Origin of the sequence: Nitrosomonas communis (assembly GCF_900114745.1) — a bacterium.
GTDB classification, from domain to species: Bacteria; Pseudomonadota; Gammaproteobacteria; order Burkholderiales; family Nitrosomonadaceae; genus Nitrosomonas; species Nitrosomonas communis_A.
This window is the reverse complement of record NZ_FOUB01000008.1, coordinates 79,508-95,784: the sequence shown is the minus strand read 5'-3', so window position 1 is coordinate 95,784 and position 16,277 is coordinate 79,508. Positions and strand designations below refer to the sequence as shown.

The following is a 16,277-nucleotide window of genomic DNA, read 5'->3' as shown; positions in this document are numbered from 1 at the left end:
CGTTCCTTCCAGAAACGCCTTAACCTGTGCCACCGTTTGTAGCTTTGCTTCATCCATGTCGATCACCATGCCTCGCATAATGACCAATTCAGAATCTAATTGCTCAGACTCATTTCTCGTTGGAAATACGCACCCCCTTCAGACTCATTTCATATTGGAAGAGACTATCCCATTATTGCAATTGGGGCACTTATGGATCGTCTCTGCGCCGGACTGAGCACAAAATTTTCTACGAAACTCTGGCGAACGATGGTAGTTGTCAGTGATCTGGTGCCCGTTTAAACATACTTGCTGTGTGTTATGTTGTGCCACTTAATCACCTTCCTAGAGAGGTATAACGCTCAGCATCAGCGACGGCTCGCAGCGCCGTCCGATGCATGCTGTTGTTAGACCGCCCGCTTCTAGCCACGAACCGCCGCCTCGATCACGGCGATGTTTATCTTTTTCATCGTCATCATTGCATCAAATGCCCGCTTGGCGGCGGAGAGATCGGGGCTGGTATACGCCTTGATCAATGCAATTGGCGTAATTTGCCAGGAGACGCCCCACTTGTCCTTGCACCAACCGCACTCGCTCTCTTGGCCGCCGTTGTCGATGATCGCGTTCCAATATCGATCGGTCTCGGCCTGATCTTCCGTGGCAACTTGGAACGAGAACGCTTCATTGTGTTTGAACGCGGGCCCACCGTTCAGCCCCAGGCAGGGAATGCCTATCACGGTGAACTCGACGGTCAATACGTCCCCTTGCTTGCCCGACGGAAAGTCGCCCGGTGCACGATGCACCGCGCCGACGGACGAATCGGGAAAGGTCTTGGCGTAGAATCGAGCCGCCTCCTCGGCCTCGCGTTCGTACCAAAGGCAAATCGTGTTCTTTGCGATCTTCGTCATGATGGTCCTCCATCGTAATTAGAAATAGAGTCTGAGCAGTTCCGGGATGAAGTCATCGATTCACCATTGGAGGTCTAACTAGAATTAGATCTCTGAAATGACGCAGTATATTACGTCAAAAATGACATCTAACACGGTAATTTACATGCTATCTCCATGTTTTATAGAAATGCGTCAATTTAGCTTTCATCATAACAAACTTTATTAGCTCCACAAATATGATGAATAGATCATGGCTTTTGGATTAGGAACATGACTAACTCAGGCTTAGGCATCGCAGTTATCGAGCCAAGTAATCTTATATGCCTGAATAAAAGCGTCGTATTTTTTTCACAATAAGCATAAACAACAGCCATAACCAATCCGCAGCAATCCTCAGGATCAGACCTTACATTAGACATTCTCGCTTTCTCTTTTCCGCCTGCTCACAGCCCAACTTACGGTGGCATAACCACGCCAAAATGCTCACCTACTTGAGCGAGCGTATAGTGTCCGCTTAAATACGCCTGAGCCATACCTTCATCACGGTTTTTATAGCGATCAACAAAGTAGCTTAATGGTTTGATGGGGGCCTGTTTTTGCTTTCTGGGTATGTCTTTGAGCGATTGTTCAGGGTTGAGTTTACGCTGCATATCATTGACAAAGTCATCATCACCCAAATAAATCTGGTTCTTTAAGCCTTTCCAGGGGGAGGGTTGTTCTTTACCAGCTTTAACAAAATCTCGATAGTGTTGCTGCGCGACGCTCTTTATTTTGTCAAATCCAGCGAGGGTCCATTCAGTGGTTAAACAGGCAGCGTTTTCTTCGTATCCAGCTGTTGCGCGATAACTGCTCCAACGCCATTCTTTGGCACTTCGCACCATCTGTGCCCGCACCGGGTTCAAAGCAATATAACGCGCCAATTCCAGCAGATAGCATCTTTCTGCACCAATATGGCTTTGAAACGGCCTTGAAACACGTGGCCAATACGCTGATGCTGCCGATTGAAATATTGCGTGTAAGTACCGTTGAGATACTTTATTCCCTTGGACAGGGTGGGAGAATTGGTTTCAATTAATCAATGGTAGTGGTTGTCCATGAGACAATAGGCATGACACTACCAGTCATAACGATTGACCGTGTTCTGTAGCAATAGCAAAAACTGTTGACGATCAATGTCATCGTGATAGATATTTTCCCGTGCGTTGCCGCGCGCTGTCACATGATACAGCGTCCCAGCAAATTTAATGCGTAAAGGTCTTGCCATCTGTGCATTCTATGTAGATGTAAACCATTGAAGGTTAAAATATTAGGGTAGTGATGTCAATTGTAAGGCCTGACCCCGTAGATTTCCGATCCAGCGCCGTCGGCTGCAAGCGGATGTTGGGCCGATCCTTCTGGCAACTCCTCTGTCGTGCAATCGATTCCTGTGCGGGCGATCAGCTCCACCCACTCAGCGCTGACCTCTCGTGCTTCGACCATCGTGGTAAGGCCATTGCGAAGCTGCCGGAGAACCGGCCTCAAATCCCTGGACATCTTTTCTAATGGCCCGATCGCATCGATCATTCCCTGTACTGATGCCAGCCCGGCCTCGGTTGTCTTGCTCATAGTTCGAATGGCCACGAAAAAGCTGCATACCATGGGTTTTGCTGACGGAACTCGATCCAGTTCTTCCACTGACTGCTCAATGAGCAGTCTCACCCCTTGGTCGACGTCATGAAGATGAGACGTGAACTCATTTCCAAACGACCAAATCCGTTCAACAGGTTCGGAAAGAAGCTGGGCCACCTTTTTTGTCACGACGAGCCGCGCTGCGAATCCTGCCGCCTGCTTGTCTCGCTGTGCGATTTCTGAGGTGCCTTTCCTCATAATGCGACCTATCTGCTCAATCTCCCGGGCGATTGACTCCATTGTATGGGCAAGCTTGGGCAGCGTGTCCTCAGTACGAGCCATCTGATCAAGAAATCCCGGAGGCTCATTGAGCTCTTCGCCCGGAAAGTTGGTCGATACGATTGCGCGAGTCGACGCTGCGTTGGATTTCTCTACATAGCGATTTGCCTCAACCAGCCGCACAGCAAGCTTTGCAACTCCCCTTCGGTACGCCTCCGCTGATACATCGACAAATCTCAGGTCGCGCCAGTCTTCCCATTGGAATGAGCGAATGAGCAAAATGAGGTCGTCTGTTGGATTCTCCTCATGCAGAGCACTTACGTCCACGTACAGCACTGGTAGCAACAAATCTCTGATTCCTAAACGATTTGCTTCGCGCGCAAAAAATTGCAGCTCTCGACGACATTCCGCGCTCATGAAATAGCGGGGCGTAAGCACCGGAATGAAAAACGCGATGGTGGCGAGATTTGCATCAATCTTGTTGCGCCACTCCTCACCCCAACGGATTGCATCTTTGTCCAGGAAGATTTCAAGAGACTCACCCGTCAACATTTCGAACTGCGCAGAAACATCCCAGGCAAGGCGGGCAATCCGCTGACCATCAGCCTCATCGTCGGCGTGGACGTATGACCAGAATCCTTGGGATTTATTCATAACTTCAGAATCTCTCCTACAGTCAACTCAACTAGGATTGGATCTCCGAAATAAAACAGTCTATTATGTCAAAAATCAAATCTAACACGACAAGCTGCATGCTATTTCCTTATATTTTATAGAATTGCGTCAATTTAGCTTTCATTTTATCAAACCTTAGTAGATCCATAAATATGATGAATAGATCACGGTTATTAGATTAGGTACATAACAAACTTAGGCTCAAGCATTACCGCTATCCATGACTCGTCTATCCAGAAATCAAAAAGATCAGACTTGAATTATAAGTTCACTAGACTGTTATCTTCCCGAAAGCTTGACACCCATTCCCTAATTCTGTAGTCTGCGCGCCACTTACCTCAGGTGCCTTCTTGAATTTTTTATCTTGAACGTTAAACGGGAAGCTGGTGCGCTCTGATTCGATTCAGACAATGCCAACACTGCCCCCGCAACGGTAAATGGGTTAGCGATCTACATCATGCCACTGTGTGATGACATGGGAAGGCGTAGATCAGGAATGAATTCCGCTCATGAGTCCGGAGACCGGCCTGAAGTAAAAATTATGTTATTGCGGAGGGCGGTAACCGGCACTTTGATTGGCTTTTCTCAAAGCTGATCTGCTTGTCTTTTACTCAATTCCTCTGCAAGACTGACTTGTTAACCTAACAACGCGCGGGTGTGCGCGGAGGAATGAGATCATGCAAAAATGCCGGTTATCGGCAATGGCTGTGCTATGGCTAGGTACAGCTACGACTGCAGCTAACGCTGTCTTGGCTGAAAATATAGATCATCAAGGAAAGCCCATTATCGTCACCGCAACGCGTACTGCGCAGACGACAGAAGAATCACTTGCTTCGGTGACGGTGATCTCGCGCAAAGATATGGAGCGCCAACAGGCAAGATCACTTGAGGATTTGTTCCGTGGTGTACTGGGCATCAATGTCACCAATAATGGTGGTCCGGGTAAAGGCACTTTTCTGCAGATGCGTGGGACTGAATCTGATCATGTGCTGGTATTAATCGACGGCATCAAGGCAGGATCAGCTACATCGGGAACGACGGCCTTTGAAAATATCCCTGTGGAACAGATTGAGCGCATTGAAATTGTGCGCGGTCCGCGTTCCAGTTTGTATGGTTCCGAAGCAATCGGTGGTGTCATTCAGATTTTTACCCGCAAGGGTGTAGGGGAGGGGATTAAGCCAAGCTTTAGTTTTGGTGGGGGTAGCTACACTACGCTCAATGGTTCGGTCGGTCTTTCAGGCGGTGGCAAGCAGGGTTGGTTCAATATGACGGTGAGCGGTATCGGCACAAGCGGCTTTAATGCCTGCACCGGCTCGGCTACTGCGGGATGTTTTTCCGATGAACCAGACCCAGATAAGGATGGCTACCGCAATGTAGCGGGTTCTGCCCGCGCAGGGTATCGTTTCCAGAATGGATTGGAAATCGAAGGTAATTTTATGCATTCAGCGGGCAAGACGGAGTTTGATGGCAGTTTTGTCAACAAAGCTGTCATCGCACAACAGGTTTTTGGTGGCTCTGCGCGTTTCTCACCCTTCGATTTCTGGCGGGTAAATATCATTGCAGGTCGTAGCCGGGATGATGCGGATAATTACCTGGGTAAGGTTTTTATGACACGCTTTGATACCACGCGTGACACCATTACCTGGCAAAATAATTTTATGCTGCATCAGAATCATCAACTGACAGTGGGCACGGATTATCAGCATGATCAGGTCAACAGCACAGAGGCTTTTACCGTGAACTCACGCAGCAATTGGGGCGTTTTTGCCCAGCATCTGGCTTCTATTGCGGCACATAATGTGCAGTTATCGCTACGGCATGATGACAATCAGCAATTTGGCAGCCGTGTCACGGGGGGGGCTGGTTGGGGTTATGCCATCACTGACAAGGTACGTCTGATTGCAAGTTTTGGCAGTGCTTTTAAAGCGCCTACCTTTAACGAACTCTTTTTTCCAAATTTTGGCAATGCCAATCTGCGCCCCGAGGAGTCACGCAGTTTTGAATTTGGTGTGCGTGGCAGCCCTGACTGGGGTAATTGGTCATTAAATGTGTATGAAACCCGCATTGATGAGTTGATTGCGTTTGACGCCAATATCTTAGCGCCAGCTAATATCGATCAGGCGCGTATCAAAGGACTGGAAGCTGTCCTCGGCACACAGATTATGGGCTGGCAGCTGAATGGCAATCTGACTTTCCTGGATCCTGAAAATCGCTCATCCGGGCTCAATAAGGGTAATATATTACCCAGACGGGCAGAACAGACATTTCGCCTGGATATCGATCGCCTGTTTGGTCAATACAGGATCGGGGCCATGTTTCTGGCTGAAGGCGAACGCTTCGATGATGTGGCCAATACACGCAAGCTGGACAGTTATGTGAAATTTGATTTACGTGCTGAATATATAATGAGCAAACACTGGCGGCTACAGGGGCGTATTGAGAATCTGTTTGATGAACACTATGAAACAGCAGCATTCTTCAACCAGCCGGGGCGTAATTTCTTCGCTACTTTACGTTATCAACCTTAACAAGGAGTCAAAAAATGTTTACTTTATCCATTCGCAATCAAATGGGTATCGGTCTAGCACTGGTATCACTGATGATCATTACCCGCGGCCATCATTTTGCCTCATTGCATAATCTGCCGGATGCTTCCTGGCTCATTTTCTTTCTGGCCGGTGTTTATTTACGTTCAGCCTGGCCATTACTGGGTTTTCTGGCGCTTGGCAGCTGGCTCGATTTTGCAGCTTATACCTGGGGGGGTGTCAGCGGTTTCTGTTTGACGCCAGCTTATGTGTTTTTATTGCCTGCATATATTTCACTATGGCTGGCTGGTCGTTGGTACGCTCATCGCCATCAATTTGCCTGGCGCACATTGATGCCCCTTTCCCTCAGTATGATGACAGGTTTAATGTTGTGCGAATTATTTTCCGGTGGGGGGTTTTATTTCTTCTCCGGCCGCTTTGAAGCCACCACATGGGTTGAATTTGCTGAGAGATCGTTCAAGTATTTCCCGATGTATATTGAATCATTCCTGGTTTATGCAGGGATTGCGATAGCCATGCATGCTGCATTGGTAGCGCTACGCCAGCAATTCAATTCCTCTAACACCTCAGCAGGTTAACATCATGGTAGATTCTGAAGAGGATCGTGAGAATGCTGCGTGCCATTGCGCGCCTCCTCAACCGGATAGTGGAAAGGCAGAGTCAGAACGGGAAAAGCGCTACCGCGAGCGCATGCAGCGCAAGAAAGAAGTAATCGATAGCGCTATTGCGCGCGCAGATCAGAATAAAGGTTTGTTGCTAATTCTTACCGGTAATGGTAAAGGCAAATCCAGCTCGGCATTTGGTATGATTGCACGCGCGCTGGGGCATGGCATGCGAGTAGGAGTCGCGCAATTCATTAAAAGCCGTAAAGATACCGGCGAAGAAGCTTTTTTTCAGCATCAGGAAAATGTGATCTGGCATGTTCTGGGGGAAGGCTTCACCTGGGACACGCAAGATCTGGCACGAGATAGCGAAACGGCCCAACGCGGCTGGGCGATTGTGCAAGCAATGCTGCGTGATCCGACATTGGATTTGATCGTACTCGACGAATTAACCTACCCAATCAAATTTGGCTGGTTGGATTTAACCATGGTGCTGAATGATCTAAAGAATCGCCCGCCCATGCAGCATGTGGTCATTACGGGACGTGCTGCTCCTGATGCACTTTGTGAAGCAGCTGACACGGTAACTGAAATGCGCGATATCAAACATGCTTATCGTGCTGGCATTCAGGCACAAAAAGGGATTGATTTATAATAGTAGCTAGATAGTTGGCTGAATCAGAACAAGATGATCGATCACCGTTTTAGTGAAACTGAACGTGCTGCAGTTTATCGGGCGATTGCCGAACGTCGCGATATGCGTCATTTTATTCCTGGCCCAGTTGATCCAGTTGTGTTTAAACGCTTGCTTGCTGCAGCCCATCAGGCACCCAGTGTCGGTTTAATGCAACCATGGCGGTTTATACGTATTACTGACCCTCAGTTGCGCAATGCATTAGCTTCCCTGGTAGAGGAAGAACGTGTTCGCACAGCAACTGCGCTGGCTGAGCGCAGTGATGAATTCATGCGCCTGAAAGTCGATGGTATTCGGGAATGCGGAGAACTGCTCGTGGCCACCTTGGGCGACCAGCGTGAGCAACATATCTTTGGCCGACGTACTTTGCCAGAAATGGATTTGGCTTCAGTGGCGTGTGCCATTCAAAATTTATGGCTGGCTGCTCGTGCCGAAGGATTAGGCATGGGTTGGGTTTCATTATTTGATCCGGTACAGCTTGCCCTGTTATTGAAGATGCCGGCGAACAGCAAACCGGTCGCTATTTTGTGTCTGGGTCATGTCGAAGCATTTTATCCCGCGCCGATGTTAAAACTGGTAGGGTGGACAGATGAGCGTCCTTTGGATGAATTGGTCTTCCATAACACATGGGGCAGCATTGAACCTAAAAAATGAGCACTACTCTAGTCGTTGTGACTGCTCTGCTAGTGGATGCATGGTTCGGTGAGCCGCGTCGTTTTCATCCATTGGTAGGGTTTGGCAAGTTGGCTGAGCTGACTGAACGCTATCTTTATGCAGATGCCAGGCTGCATGGTAGTTTGGCTGTATTGCTGCTGGTTGCCCCATTGGTCTTGCTCATGATGTGGGTCAATTTTATCCCCTGGCATTTTGCCGTGGATGCTTTCGTGCTATATCTTGCAATTGGCTGGAATAGCCTGGGCATGCATGCCAGCAGAGTAAAGCATGCGTTGTTGGCAGATAATCTGGCAGCTGCACGCCAACAGGTAGGCTTGCTGGTAAGTCGCGATACGGCGGAATTGAATCATGTCGGTGTCACGCAAGCAACGATTGAATCCATTTTAGAAAATGGCAATGATGCTATTTTTGGTGCCATTTTCTGGTTTATTGTTGCCGGTGCACCTGGAGCCATCACCTATCGCCTGATCAATACATTGGACGCCATGTGGGGCTATCGCAATGCGCGTTACCATCATTTTGGCTGGGCTGCTGCCCGGCTGGATGACTGTTTTAATTTCATACCGGCACGGCTAACCGCTCTCAGCTATGCGCTAACGGGTGAAATGCGTCATGCCTTAGTATGCTGGCGCATGCAAGGGGCAATCTGGAAAAGCCCCAATGCAGGGCCAGTCATGGCGGCAGGTGCAGGTAGTCTAAGTCTTCTACTCGGTGGACCTGCCCGCTATCACGGCAAACTGGAAACTCGTCCCCTTTTGGGAACAGGACGAGTGCCCGAAATTCGTGACATTGATCGTGCCTTAGCATTGATTACACGCGCATTGATACTCTGGCTGATTATGATTTGTATAGGAGAATGGTCCATTGGATACATGGCAGCAGCTTAGCCATCATGGTTCGTTGCATCATGGGGGTCGCTTACGTGCGGCAGCGACGCGCTTTGCTATTCCATTGGAAAGCTGGCTTGATCTATCCACTGGCATCAATGCCAATAGCTGGCCTGTCAGAACCCCGCCTGCGTCCAGCTGGACACGATTACCTGAAGAGGAGGATGAGCTGAACATTGCTGCCAGCCGCTATTATGAAGCAGATTTTCTCTTGCCAGTGGCAGGATCACAAGCGGCTATTCAGGCATTGCCGCAACTGCGCGCACCTTCCCGTGTCAGCGTGCTGAACCCCGGCTATGCTGAACATGCTCAGGCATGGAAACGCAACCATCATACAGTCTCGGCGGTAGCGCCTGAGCAAATAGATACAATTTTACCCAATACGGATGTCCTGATTATTATCCACCCGAACAATCCGACAGGAAACACATTTCCAATCAGCCAGCTGCTCAACTGGCATGCGCAACTAGCGCAACGTGGCGGCTGGTTAATTGTGGATGAAGCCTTTATCGATGCGACACCGGAATTGAGTATTGCCTCCCATACGATGAAGCCTGGTCTGATTATATTGCGCTCTTTAGGCAAATTCTTTGGTTTGGCGGGTGCACGTGTTGGTTTTGTCTGTGCACACCCGCAATTATTAATAGCACTGAATAACCTGCTTGGTCCCTGGACAGTGAACGGGCCAGCACGCTGGATGGCCATACAAGCGCTGCAGGATAAAAACTGGCAGGGGAAAGCTCGCCAGCGTCTGCTGCAGGATAGTCGACGCTTACATTCATTATTAAGCCAGCATCATCTCACCCCACACGGAGGTAGCGCCTTTTTTCAATGGGTATGTTCAGCAAAAGCGAGTGATATCTTTGAGACACTCGCCTGTCAGGGTATCCTGACTCGACTCTTTACTGAGCCGAGCAGTCTTCGTTTCGGTCTGCCCACTATTGAAGCTGGATGGCAGCGGCTGGACAGAGCACTGGCTCAAATTTAACGGCACATCTATGAACGCACAAACATTGATGATTCAGGGGACCACTTCTGATGCGGGCAAAAGCATGCTGGTCACCGCTTTGTGCCGTTGGCTGTCGCGACAAGGTATCCGCGTGGCACCTTTCAAGCCGCAGAATATGGCGCTGAACAGTGTGGTCAGTAGCAATGGAGGGGAAATTGGCCGTGCGCAGGCGGTACAGGCATTTGCCGCCAGTTTGGCGCCGCATACTGATATGAATCCGGTATTACTGAAACCCAACACAGATAAAAGCGCGCAGATCATTATTCACGGTCATGCGATTGCCAATATGGATGCTTGCGGTTTTCACGACTACAAATCGATTGCACTGAACGCCGTGCTCGAATCCCATGCGCGCTTGGCTGCGCAGTACGAGAGGATCATCGTTGAAGGGGCCGGTTCTCCAGCAGAAATCAATTTGCGTGCTAATGATATTGCTAACATGGGTTTCGCTGAAGCGATCGACTGCCCGGTTATTCTCATAGCAGATATTGACCGAGGTGGTGTTTTTGCTCATCTGGTTGGCACGCTGGCGTTACTGAGTGAGAGTGAGCAGGCACGCATCAAGGGTTTTGTCATTAACCGCTTTCGCGGAGATATGGCCTTATTGCAGCCCGGGCTGGATTGGCTGGAACAATACACCGGTAAACCAGTACTGGGTGTGCTGCCTTATTTTCAGGGATTACATCTTGAAGCTGAAGATGCGTTGCCGCAAACATCTGACTTGATTGCACCGACTCAGCATGAGTATCTGCGAATTATCGTGCCGGCACTGCCGCGTATCAGCAACCACACCGATTTTGATCCACTACGCTTGCATCCGCAGGTCAAGCTGCAATTTATCGGTCCAGGCGAAATGATTCCTCCAGCAGATTTGATCATTCTGCCTGGCTCCAAGAGCGTGCGTGCCGATCTCGAGTGGCTGCGTCAACAGGGCTGGGAACGCGTTATCCGGCGGCATCTGCGTTATGGCGGCAAGCTGATCGGGATCTGCGGCGGCTTCCAGATGCTGGGAGCAGTGATCCATGATCCCGACAGACTGGAAGGGGAGGCTGGCAGTACACAGGGGATGGCTTTTTTTGAGATGAGTACCACATTAAAACCTGACAAGTTATTGCGCAATGTGCAAGGCACACTAGTCTATCAAAGCGTAACTGTGACCGGTTATGAAATCCATTGCGGCGTAACTACCTTCCAGAAAAGCTATCCACCGGCAATCTATTTGGCAGAGCATACAGATGGCGCCATGAGTGAAGATGGGCTGATTATGGGCAGTTATCTGCATGGCCTGTTTGAATCTACAGAGGCGTGCGCGGCGTTATTGAACTGGGCTGGTCTGAAAGATAACCTTCAACTATCCAATTATCATGCCGTCTGTGAGGCAGCCTTTAACCGGCTGGCGGATAGCATTGAACAGTGCCTGGATACCAAGCAGCTCTATCAATTACTCAATTTGCAAGGCTCATCCGCATGACTAACAGCAAAACATTAATTCTAGGTGGTGTACGCTCTGGTAAGAGCCGGCTGGCAGAACGTCTGGCAATCCAGAGCCATTTGCCAGTAATCTATATCGCGACGGCTACTACTGAAGATGCTGAAATGCAGGCACGCATTGAACTGCATCGGGCCAATCGTCCTGCTCACTGGCAGGTGATGGAAGAATCCTTACAACTTGCGACAGAACTCGCTCGGCTGGCAGCAGAAAATCACTGCCTGTTGGTTGACTGTCTGACGCTGTGGCTGACCAATTTGTTGCTACATCAAGATAGCACTGTGTTTGAGCGTGAATATACGTCATTTCTTTCCGTTCTACCAACTTTACCCGGACGTATTATTTTGGTCAGCAACGAAACCAACATGGGGATTATTCCCATGGGTGAATTAAGCCGACGCTATTGCGACGAAGCGGGCAGACTACATCAACTGGTCGCCCGACAATGTGAACAGGTTATTTTGATGGTAGCTGGTCTGCCGCATTATCTTAAAGGAAACCCGGATGGCTAGCCATACTTCATTCGATTGGCTCAAGATATCACCAGCCATGCCAAATGAACAAATTCGTCATGCAGCGCTGCAACATCAGGCGCAGCTGACCAAGCCGCCAGGGGCGCTGGGTCGTCTGGAAGAGATTGCGGTACAGCTCGCGGCCTTGCAACATACCTTACATCCCTCAGTCGACCATGTGCAGATCTCGATCTTCGCGGCAGATCATGGCGTTGCTACAGAGAATATTTCAGCGTTTCCGCAGGCGGTTACCACTGAGATGATCAGAAACTTCACTGCCGGTGGCGCGGCGATTAATGTTCTGGCGCGCACCCTTAGCGCACAACTTGAAGTCATTAATCTTGGCACGGTGCATTCAACCGATACCCTGACTAATGTCAGGCATTATCATCTGGGAGCGGGTACTGCCAATTTCATGCACACGGCTGCAATGAACGAAAATCAATTGGCCGCAGCTCTCAATGCGGGGAGTACCAGCGTGGAACAGGCACGAGCCAACAATCAGCAGTTATTGATAGCAGGGGAGATGGGTATCGGGAATACTACTAGTGCAACTGCGCTTGCCTGCCTGTTATTGAATTTACCTCCTGCACAAGTGGCCGGAGCAGGCAGTGGGCTGGACAGCAAAGGAATTGCACATAAAATTAATGTAATAGAACGGGCGTTGACATTGCATCGCTCTCATACGCATTCATCATTGGAAGCACTACGCCGTGTGGGAGGATTCGAGATCGCTGCCCTAACGGGTGCCTATATCCGTGGCGCTCAACTCGGTCTGCCGTTGCTGATAGACGGTTTTATCAGCACCGTAGCGGCGCTCACTGCCGAGCAGATTTGCATGGACAGTAGAAATTGGTTTATTTATGCACACCAGTCCGCAGAACCCGGCCATGCTCATGTGCTCAAGGCACTTGATGCTATTCCTCTGCTTGATTTGTCTATGCGCCTGGGTGAAGGAAGTGGTGCTGCCGTGGCTGTCAATCTGCTGCGCATGGCTTGTCGCTTACATAATGAAATGGCCACTTTTTCAACAGCTCACGTTTCGACCAGAAAACAATAACCAAGCAATAACATGACTACCGTAGCTTATATTGATCTGCTCAGACATGGCGACACCGGCAATGGTGGGCGGTTTTGTGGCAGTACTGATCATGTCCTGACCGAGGTAGGTTGGCAGCAGATGTGGGGGAGCGTTGAGCAAGCACCCAGGCAATGGCAGCATATTATCACTTCGCCCTTAAAGCGCTGTGCGCATTTTGCGCAGATGCTGGCAGAACGCTACACCATTCCACTCACACAGGATGCACGCCTCCAGGAAATCCATTTCGGCGAATGGGAAGGATGCACTCCTGTTGAGCTGATGCAGACCGATGCTGAAGCACTCGTCCGCTTTTGGCAGAATCCCTTAGATAATCCACCTCCGCAAGCAGAGCATTTACTGGATTTCAAAGCGCGTGTGCTAGGAGCATGGCAGGACGTTCACACCCAGTTTGCCAATCAGAATATTCTGCTGATTACTCACAGCGGGGTCATGCGCATTTTGCTGTGCCACCTCCGCCAACAATCGCTGCAGCAACTGCTGAATTTTGATGTGCCCTATGCCGCCATGCAAACTGTTGAGGCGAAATGGCATGAAAATGGCTGCCGGCTCACGCTCAAGAGCGATCAGCCAGAGTGATCAAGCCCTTTCTGGTCGCATTACAATTTCTTACCCGCTTGCCGGTACCGCTGTTCTCACTGCCTAGTGAGAAAACTGTAGGCTATTCCTTGTTATTTTATCCGCTAGTTGGCTTGATGATCGGTACATTGCTGATCGCATTGGGCTGGCTGTTGCGTGACGCGCCACCACTCGTGGTGGCTGCTTTGCTGCTTACTGGCTGGATTGCGCTCACCGGAGGATTGCATCTGGATGGTTTGGCTGACAGCGCAGATGCCTGGGTGGGTGGCATGGGAGATACAGAAAAAACCTTAGCCATTATGAAAGACCCCAACTGTGGCCCGGCGGGTGTAATGGCTCTCCTATTAGTGCTCCTGCTCAAATTTGTTACACTGCATAGTTTGTTTATTGCGCAGAATTGGATGGTCCTATTATATGCGACCACCCTAGCCAGGACACTGATTCCACTTTTATTTTTAACCACACCGTATGTACGTCGTCATGGACTGGGTGTACCTCTGGTAACTTTTCAGCCACGCGAATTAAGTATTTATGTCGTTACCGCTACACCTCTCGTACTACTGCTAATAACAGGTCTGGATTATTTCTGGTTGATCCTCACGACAATTCTGACATTTTTAGTCTTGCGCTTTATGATGATGCAGCGCATCCGTGGTACCACAGGAGATACCGCCGGGGCATTGATTGAGATAACTGAAACCAATGTGCTCTTGACAGCGGCTTTGCTGGTGCCGGTTAATGCTTGATTCCATCAATAGCGTTTAAAGCATGCATATACAAATGGAGAAGGGAAGGGAGGAAGTAATTCTATTTCCAAATCAAAAATGACGCGAAGGCGAGCCACAGACAGTATCAATAATACGGCAAGGTGAAGCCGACAAAGTCAGTTTTGATTTAGAAATGGAATGAAAAATCGCTGGTGCCGATGAAGGCAAACCCAGCGATTGTTTTTTTATTCAATGAAACTAAAACACTTAAATTTATTAGATTACTTTTCTACTTAACGTCTAAGTAAAGAAGCTTTCTGAACAGACTAGTTAAATTTAAAAGTCCATTCCTGTGTCCAGTCATCATTTCCATCTTTGAATGCACCAACATAATCAACAGTATTAAAGAATGGATCATTTACTGCTGCGCCACCCAATGTCAGAGGGGAGCCTGGTGCGGGTAAATAGCCATTCAGGAGCGGATCTTCAGCTTTGTTTCCAGATTGCGAATTAAACCAGTCTACGACAGTGAACGTTGCATCTACACCATCTTTAAAGTTAGTGGCGCAATTCACAAAAGAATTAACCATAGTTAATTCACCACTTAGATTGCCCGGAGTTCCTGCATTTTGAAAAGTGGCTCCCCCATCAATGGTTATACACACAGGAAAGCCCGTCACAACTGTATTCCAAATATTCGCACCAGTACCACGGCGTAATAAAAAGCCTTCAGTGGCAACAGGGGCGCCCAGCATGGTCATATTCGAAAGAATCGGTTTTGCGCGGGGCAAGCTATCATTATTGACTTCATTGTTATCTGCTTCGACACCACGGTCTCCATCACTAGCAGATTGTTTTATCAGCACGAATTGCGCGCGCCCTCTCCATCCGCTCCCCCAGTCCATGCTGTCATCTTCATTTTCAGTCAGTACCAGATGCTTCATCTGTGCCGTACCGCCAAACATTTCAATCCCGTCATCCAGGCCTTTATGAACCTGAACAAAATCAATCACTGTGCCTGAACCCACACCATTGAGCGTTAATCCATTCAATTCTTCATTAGGGCGCACGGCAAATCCGGCGAAAAGAATTTGTGTATATTTGATTACGCCACTGTTATCTTCAGGATTATTGCCGCCAAAAGATTCGGAAGTGATAGCTTCAAAAGGGTTTTCGCAAACAGCCACTCCTTCATTACAACCGTTTACCGGCGCATTACCGGCAAGTACCAAACCGCCCCATTCGCCTCCACTCTGCTGTAACGGACCACTCATGACGATAGGATTATCCGGTGTTCCTTCAGCCATAATTTTTGAACCGCGTCTGATCCACAAGAAATCGGCACCCTGTTGACCAAAAATTTGCGTGCCTGGATTAATGGTTATTGTGGCGCTTTCAGTATTATTGCCACCGATAAAAACGCTGCCTGATAAAATCCACTGGGTATTTTTGGTTAAGGTGATATCTTGCTTGATTTCACCACTTAAGATGCAAGATCCCTGGTTAGGTCCAGGTGTGGAAAAAGAAGGACAACCTTGAAAATTATTACTTACCAATTGCGCGACGGTAAAACGCAAAGGATCTGATCCAGGTACTAACTGAAGCTTAGCATAAAACTCATCTGCGCCTACGACGACCGATGGCACATGCACAGCTGCTGTTGCTGAATCAAATACAACACGTTGTTGTCCTTTTGCAGGTGGTATAACGTCAGCGGCTATCAGTTGTAGATCATTACCAGTGACTTGCAGTTTCGCGCTGAAAAAAGAGGATGTTGCGCCATCTAAAACTTCCACTACAGGAAAGTCAACCACACTCGTCGCAGGATCATAGCTAGCTGTTGCTGCATAACCATTTGATGCAACCATACCTAACAGAGATGCTGCGGCTATTGCCCATCCTGCCCGTTTATTCTCAAACCTTACCATTTATTATCTCCAAAAATAAAATTGTGGCGACCTAAAAACGACCACCCCTGCCGCAAGCTGCAGAGGATCACGCCGTTTTCCCTTCGGGGCAGCCGCCTTTCCGTTTCTAACACCCCAAG

18 protein-coding genes and 1 riboswitch are annotated in these 16,277 nt (G+C 48.9%); of the genes, 12 read left to right on the top strand and 6 right to left on the bottom strand.

The window, feature by feature from the left end; genetic code table 11:
* The coding region (locus BM122_RS24035; protein ID WP_218152006.1) for a hypothetical protein at positions 1-217 on the top strand (217 nt) is incomplete at its 5' end.
* On the opposite strand, the gene BM122_RS25875 is transcribed toward BM122_RS24035, so the two are convergent.
* The 5 genes from BM122_RS25875 to BM122_RS05430 form a co-directional block, all read right to left on the bottom strand.
* Positions 145-312 carry a DUF2321 domain-containing protein gene (locus tag BM122_RS25875; protein ID WP_083398341.1) on the bottom strand — a complete coding sequence of 56 codons (168 nt, stop codon included), beginning with the start codon at positions 310-312 and terminating at the stop codon, positions 145-147. The genes BM122_RS24035 and BM122_RS25875 overlap by 73 nt on opposite strands.
* Positions 313-401: 89 nt before the next feature.
* A complete protein-coding gene (locus tag BM122_RS05440; protein WP_074904326.1) occupies positions 402-887 on the bottom strand; it encodes a VOC family protein in 486 nt (161 codons plus the stop codon).
* Between the two features lie 437 nt (positions 888-1,324).
* On the bottom strand, positions 1,325-1,789 hold the full coding sequence (locus BM122_RS24030) for a hypothetical protein (protein ID WP_218152003.1): 465 nt from the start codon (positions 1,787-1,789) through the stop codon (positions 1,325-1,327).
* Positions 1,790-1,983: 194 nt separating this feature from the next.
* A complete protein-coding gene (locus BM122_RS24025) occupies positions 1,984-2,133 on the bottom strand; it encodes a hypothetical protein (protein WP_218152002.1) in 150 nt (49 codons plus the stop codon).
* Positions 2,134-2,189: 56 nt separating this feature from the next.
* The gene (locus tag BM122_RS05430) at positions 2,190-3,410 is read right to left on the bottom strand and encodes a toll/interleukin-1 receptor domain-containing protein (RefSeq protein WP_074904325.1); all 1,221 of its coding nucleotides are present in this window, start codon (positions 3,408-3,410) and stop codon (positions 2,190-2,192) included.
* Positions 3,411-3,754: 344 nt separating this feature from the next.
* Positions 3,755-3,976: riboswitch (cobalamin riboswitch) on the top strand.
* A gap of 132 nt (positions 3,977-4,108) precedes the next feature.
* Between BM122_RS05430 and btuB the strand changes: the two genes are divergently transcribed.
* From btuB to BM122_RS05375, 11 genes are read left to right on the top strand one after another with little or no spacing between them, the layout of a single operon-like run.
* Entirely contained in the window at positions 4,109-5,959 is a 1,851-nt protein-coding gene (gene btuB, locus BM122_RS05425; protein ID WP_074904323.1) for a TonB-dependent vitamin B12 receptor, read from the top strand.
* Positions 5,960-5,973: 14 nt separating this feature from the next.
* Positions 5,974-6,555, top strand: coding sequence for a hypothetical protein (locus tag BM122_RS05420; RefSeq protein ID WP_074904321.1), 582 nt, complete (start codon positions 5,974-5,976; stop codon positions 6,553-6,555).
* A gap of 4 nt (positions 6,556-6,559) precedes the next feature.
* Entirely contained in the window at positions 6,560-7,234 is a 675-nt protein-coding gene (gene cobO, locus BM122_RS05415) for a cob(I)yrinic acid a,c-diamide adenosyltransferase (RefSeq protein ID WP_074904320.1), read from the top strand.
* Between the two features lie 33 nt (positions 7,235-7,267).
* Positions 7,268-7,927, top strand: coding sequence for a 5,6-dimethylbenzimidazole synthase (bluB, locus tag BM122_RS05410; RefSeq protein ID WP_074904318.1), 660 nt, complete (start codon positions 7,268-7,270; stop codon positions 7,925-7,927).
* Entirely contained in the window at positions 7,924-8,835 is a 912-nt protein-coding gene (gene cbiB, locus BM122_RS05405; protein WP_074904317.1) for an adenosylcobinamide-phosphate synthase CbiB, read from the top strand. The genes bluB and cbiB overlap by 4 nt, the downstream gene beginning before the upstream one ends.
* Positions 8,813-9,823 (top strand): threonine-phosphate decarboxylase CobD, encoded by a 1,011-nt coding sequence (cobD, locus tag BM122_RS05400; protein WP_256211896.1) that lies wholly within the window; start codon positions 8,813-8,815, stop codon positions 9,821-9,823. The genes cbiB and cobD overlap by 23 nt, the downstream gene beginning before the upstream one ends.
* 10 nt (positions 9,824-9,833) lie before the next feature.
* Positions 9,834-11,315, top strand: coding sequence for a cobyric acid synthase (locus tag BM122_RS05395; protein ID WP_074904335.1), 1,482 nt, complete (start codon positions 9,834-9,836; stop codon positions 11,313-11,315).
* On the top strand, positions 11,312-11,845 hold the full coding sequence (gene cobU / locus BM122_RS05390; RefSeq protein WP_074904315.1) for a bifunctional adenosylcobinamide kinase/adenosylcobinamide-phosphate guanylyltransferase: 534 nt from the start codon (positions 11,312-11,314) through the stop codon (positions 11,843-11,845). Before BM122_RS05395 ends, cobU begins: the two co-directional genes overlap by 4 nt.
* Complete coding sequence (cobT, locus tag BM122_RS05385) at positions 11,838-12,905, top strand: nicotinate-nucleotide--dimethylbenzimidazole phosphoribosyltransferase (protein ID WP_074904314.1); 1,068 nt, start codon at positions 11,838-11,840, stop codon at positions 12,903-12,905. Before cobU ends, cobT begins: the two co-directional genes overlap by 8 nt.
* Positions 12,906-12,917: 12 nt before the next feature.
* Positions 12,918-13,523 (top strand): histidine phosphatase family protein, encoded by a 606-nt coding sequence (locus BM122_RS05380; RefSeq protein WP_074904312.1) that lies wholly within the window; start codon positions 12,918-12,920, stop codon positions 13,521-13,523.
* The gene (locus BM122_RS05375; protein WP_218152001.1) at positions 13,520-14,269 is read left to right on the top strand and encodes an adenosylcobinamide-GDP ribazoletransferase; all 750 of its coding nucleotides are present in this window, start codon (positions 13,520-13,522) and stop codon (positions 14,267-14,269) included. The genes BM122_RS05380 and BM122_RS05375 overlap by 4 nt, the downstream gene beginning before the upstream one ends.
* A 287-nt stretch (positions 14,270-14,556) precedes the next feature.
* Here BM122_RS05375 and BM122_RS05370 read toward each other — a convergent pair whose 3' ends face one another.
* Complete coding sequence (locus BM122_RS05370; protein WP_074904311.1) at positions 14,557-16,158, bottom strand: hypothetical protein; 1,602 nt, start codon at positions 16,156-16,158, stop codon at positions 14,557-14,559.
* Between the last annotated feature and the right edge of the window lie 119 nt (positions 16,159-16,277).

Coding starts and splice junctions, on each gene's coding strand:
- BM122_RS05440 (WP_074904326.1), bottom strand. CDS start 887: ATGACGAAGATCGCAAAGAACACGATTTGCCTTTGGTACGAACGCGAG.
- BM122_RS24025 (WP_218152002.1), bottom strand. CDS start 2,133: ATGGCAAGACCTTTACGCATTAAATTTGCTGGGACGCTGTATCATGTG.
- BM122_RS05430 (WP_074904325.1), bottom strand. CDS start 3,410: ATGAATAAATCCCAAGGATTCTGGTCATACGTCCACGCCGACGATGAG.
- btuB (WP_074904323.1), top strand. CDS start 4,109: ATGCAAAAATGCCGGTTATCGGCAATGGCTGTGCTATGGCTAGGTACA.
- BM122_RS05420 (WP_074904321.1), top strand. CDS start 5,974: ATGTTTACTTTATCCATTCGCAATCAAATGGGTATCGGTCTAGCACTG.
- cobO (WP_074904320.1), top strand. CDS start 6,560: ATGGTAGATTCTGAAGAGGATCGTGAGAATGCTGCGTGCCATTGCGCG.
- bluB (WP_074904318.1), top strand. CDS start 7,268: ATGATCGATCACCGTTTTAGTGAAACTGAACGTGCTGCAGTTTATCGG.
- cbiB (WP_074904317.1), top strand. CDS start 7,924: ATGAGCACTACTCTAGTCGTTGTGACTGCTCTGCTAGTGGATGCATGG.
- BM122_RS05395 (WP_074904335.1), top strand. CDS start 9,834: ATGAACGCACAAACATTGATGATTCAGGGGACCACTTCTGATGCGGGC.
- cobU (WP_074904315.1), top strand. CDS start 11,312: ATGACTAACAGCAAAACATTAATTCTAGGTGGTGTACGCTCTGGTAAG.
- cobT (WP_074904314.1), top strand. CDS start 11,838: ATGGCTAGCCATACTTCATTCGATTGGCTCAAGATATCACCAGCCATG.
- BM122_RS05380 (WP_074904312.1), top strand. CDS start 12,918: ATGACTACCGTAGCTTATATTGATCTGCTCAGACATGGCGACACCGGC.
- BM122_RS05370 (WP_074904311.1), bottom strand. CDS start 16,158: ATGGTAAGGTTTGAGAATAAACGGGCAGGATGGGCAATAGCCGCAGCA.